Here is a 3,029-nt window from a genome sequence, read left to right as displayed (position 1 = left end):
TGCTGGGCCGCTTCACCGAAGATCTGGTCGCCCTGCAACGCGCCATCCGCTGGGGCGAAGGCGACACCCTCGAAGCCTTGTTCAGCCGCACCCGCACCATCAGGCGCAGCATCGTCGATGAAGGCCAGGACACCGACCAAGCCGATTTTGGGCGCGGGCCGCCAAGTTAACTGCGTGTTTTGCTGTGCAACTGTCTGGCGCTCGCGACGTAAATTGCTATTATCGCACGGCGGGTGCGATCAGCGTGCCAATAGAATGACTGCGCTGGCGCAAAACAGGGAAAGGCAATAACTTGAGCAACTTCAAAATCGTCATGTTGGTCGCTGCGGCGAGCTTTGTTGTTGCTGCTGCGCCCGCGGCGGCCCAGACCAACGCCGGCCGCAGAGGCGGCATTGAAAAGGCCCGCGACAAAAAAGTCGCCGAATTGCCGACGTGCGCAAAGCCAATTGGCACCCTGGCGCTGAATGAGCCTGAAAACCGCTGGTGGGTCGATCTGGGCTTGGGGTCGCCTGAATTGCTGCTGCGCGTCTATGCGCAGAAATCCGGCTGCTTCAAGCTGGTAAACCGTTCGCAGCGCGGCATGGCAGCAATGCAGCAGGAACGCGCGCTGGCATCAGGCGGCGAACTGCGCCGCGGCGGCGTCGTCGGCTTGGGCCAGATGGTTGAAGCCGATTTCACGCTGATTCCCGATATCGTCACGGCCAACAGCAACCGAAGCGGCAGCAATATTGGCGGCCTGTTGGGCGCGTTCGTGCCAGGGATTGGTGGCGCGTTGCTGGGCGGCATCAGTATCAAGAAGCGCACAGCCAACGTCGTCCTCAATGTGGTCAACAACAAATCGTCCGAAGAATTTGTTGCTGAAGGCCGTTCCACCAAGACCGATGTGGGCTTTGGGGCCGGCGGCGGAATTTTTGCTGGCGGTTTTCTTGGTGCTGGCGGCGCCAGCGGCTATGCGGAAACGGAAATCGGCCAGGTTGTCGCGCTGGCGTATCTGGATGCGTTCACCAAGCTCGTGTCCGATCTGGGCGGCATGGAAGCAGCAATCGGCGGCGCGGCTGAACAAAAGGCGGTGGTGATGAAAAATGCCGGCCGCATGTTCGCTGGCCCATCGCTGAGCGCCCAGCTGATCAAGCCACTCGATGGCGGCGCCATGCTGTACCCGACTGGCCAGAAACAAGGCGGCTTCTGGGAAGTGACCGACGAACTCGGCACCAAAGGCTGGGTGAGCGAAGTCGCGATCGGCGTGGCGCGGTAAGCACAGCAGGCCGGCCCATCGTTACTGCGTTTGGCTCCCGCTGGCTGAAGTCACGCCAATCTGGGGCATGGCGGCAGCTGGGCACGCCGTGGGCGGCCAGCCAGATTGGCGGGCAGGCCCTGCACAATCGGCGCGTTTGCAGTCGGCAGATATGTTTGCAGCGACAGTTGCACCGGCGCGCGCAGGCGCAGTTCCGGCGCTGCTTTTGTGCCATTTAATGCAGCCTGCACAGCCAGCGGGCACACGGTGCGGATCGTGCCCGCCAGCCGCAATCCGGCACCAAGCGGCACGATGCTGGCATCCAGCGCAAACAATTCGCCGGTGGCATCGCGGCCGCTCAACACCAGATCGATGCTGCCGCCGCCGGCTGCCCACGCCGCCCAATCGCGCAGCCGGCCCGCTGCGCGCAGCTTGGCTTCACCGGTCATGCTGATGGCGGTGCCCTGCTCCCCACGCCGCCCGAAGCGCAGCCCTTCGGCACCGATCACCACTTGCCCGCGCTGCGGCAGGCGCGGATCGCTGGCTGGCGGCGCGGCCACGGGTTCAAGCTCGCGGCCGTGCAATTCCAACCGGTCCGCTTGAAACGTCGGGCCGAGCCCGGTGCTGCCCACCGCATTTGGCAGCACGATCGACAGCCGCGCCAGCCGCATTTGCCCTTGATCATCCCGGTCAAGCTTCAGGCTCGCCGTGCCGGCCGGTGCCTGCACACGCGGGCTGAGGCCGGGCAAGATCGCTGACAGCTTCAGCCATTCGCTCTGCATAACGGTCAATTCCGGCCGCCACGGCCCGCGGTTCAGCCGCAGCCGGTCTGCGATGAAGCGCAATTGCACGGTGCCTTCGTGCACCAGCATCGGAGCATCCACCGTGGTTTCCAGCCGATACGGAAAGCCCGACACCGCCGGGCGCCGGCTTGGAAACCAGTCGGCCAGCGTGGTTTCGAATTCCGCCGCCCAGCCGCGCCAAAGCTGCCCGTAAACCGCGAGGCCCAGCAGCAGCGGCAGCACCGCCAGCAACAGCGGCCAGCGCCGCCGGGGAACCGCTACGGTCATGACCCGGTCCTGTCGAGCGCCTGCAGCGCATTGATCGCGGCATGCACGCGGCCTTCCGCTTCGGCGCGCGGCAGGCCCGGCGGAATGGTGGCGCCCAATTTCATGTGGATGGTTCCCGGGTATTTGATGAAGCTTTTGGGCCAGGTGCTGCCCGAATCGAGTGCGATCGGCACCACCGGCAGCTTGAGCATCTTGTAGAGGCCGGCAAATCCAGCCGCCAGCGGCGGAGTGTCGCCCACATCGACGCGGGTGCCTTCCGGGAAAATCACCACCGGCCGGCCCTGCGCCACCGCCGCCTGCGCCCGGCGCATCATCTCGCGCAGCATGCCCGATGTGCCGGCCCGATCAACAAAGATCGATCCATGCCGCGCCGCCGCCAGCCCCCAGATCGGAATGGCGCGCAATTCCTGCTTCATCACCACCGCCGGCCGATCGAACCACCACAACGTCAGGATCGCTTCAAAGGCGCTTTCGTGTTTCAGGGCAAACAGATGCGGGCCGGGCGGAATCTCGCCGTCAATCTCCAGCCGCACGCCGGCCACCACCCGGCTGGTCAGCCGGAACCAGCCCGCCCACAATTGCGGCCCGGCAAACAGCAGCGCACCCGGCCCGATCAGGCCCATCAGCAGCGCCAGCGGCACCAGCACCAACGAACCGCCCAGAAAGATGATCTGAAACAACAATGTGCGCACAAAGGCCACCAGTGTGGCCAGCGGTGCCGGCGC

At 65.0% G+C, this 3,029-nt stretch carries 3 protein-coding genes and 1 pseudogene; 2 read left to right on the top strand and 2 right to left on the bottom strand.

Features of this window, described 5'->3' with window-relative positions:
* Window positions 1-170 (top strand): annotated as a pseudogene (locus ABWP50_RS12395) (prephenate/arogenate dehydrogenase family protein); the annotation flags it as partial.
* A 122-nt stretch (window positions 171-292) separates the two neighbouring features.
* Window positions 293-1,255 (top strand): CsgG/HfaB family protein, encoded by a 963-nt coding sequence (locus ABWP50_RS12390; protein ID WP_353218294.1) that lies wholly within the window; start codon window positions 293-295, stop codon window positions 1,253-1,255.
* Window positions 1,256-1,305: 50 nt separating this feature from the next.
* On the opposite strand, the gene ABWP50_RS12385 is transcribed toward ABWP50_RS12390, so the two are convergent.
* Both ABWP50_RS12385 and ABWP50_RS12380 read right to left on the bottom strand, forming a co-directional pair.
* Complete coding sequence (locus tag ABWP50_RS12385; RefSeq protein WP_353218293.1) at window positions 1,306-2,304, bottom strand: DUF2125 domain-containing protein; 999 nt, start codon at window positions 2,302-2,304, stop codon at window positions 1,306-1,308.
* A partial coding sequence (locus tag ABWP50_RS12380; RefSeq protein ID WP_353218292.1) for a lysophospholipid acyltransferase family protein occupies window positions 2,301-3,029 on the bottom strand: 729 nt, incomplete at its 5' end. The genes ABWP50_RS12380 and ABWP50_RS12385, both read right to left, overlap by 4 nt.

This window comes from Sandarakinorhabdus sp. (assembly GCF_040398645.1).
In the GTDB taxonomy this organism is placed as follows: Bacteria; Pseudomonadota; Alphaproteobacteria; order Sphingomonadales; family Sphingomonadaceae; genus Sandarakinorhabdus.
Note: the sequence above shows the minus strand (reverse complement) of the source record. Positions and strands in the feature narration are given on the sequence as shown.

Bases quoted from the DNA above. Each gene is read 5' to 3' on its own strand.
- ABWP50_RS12385 (WP_353218293.1), bottom strand. From the start codon at position 2,304: ATGACCGTAGCGGTTCCCCGGCGGCGCTGGCCGCTGTTGCTGGCGGTG.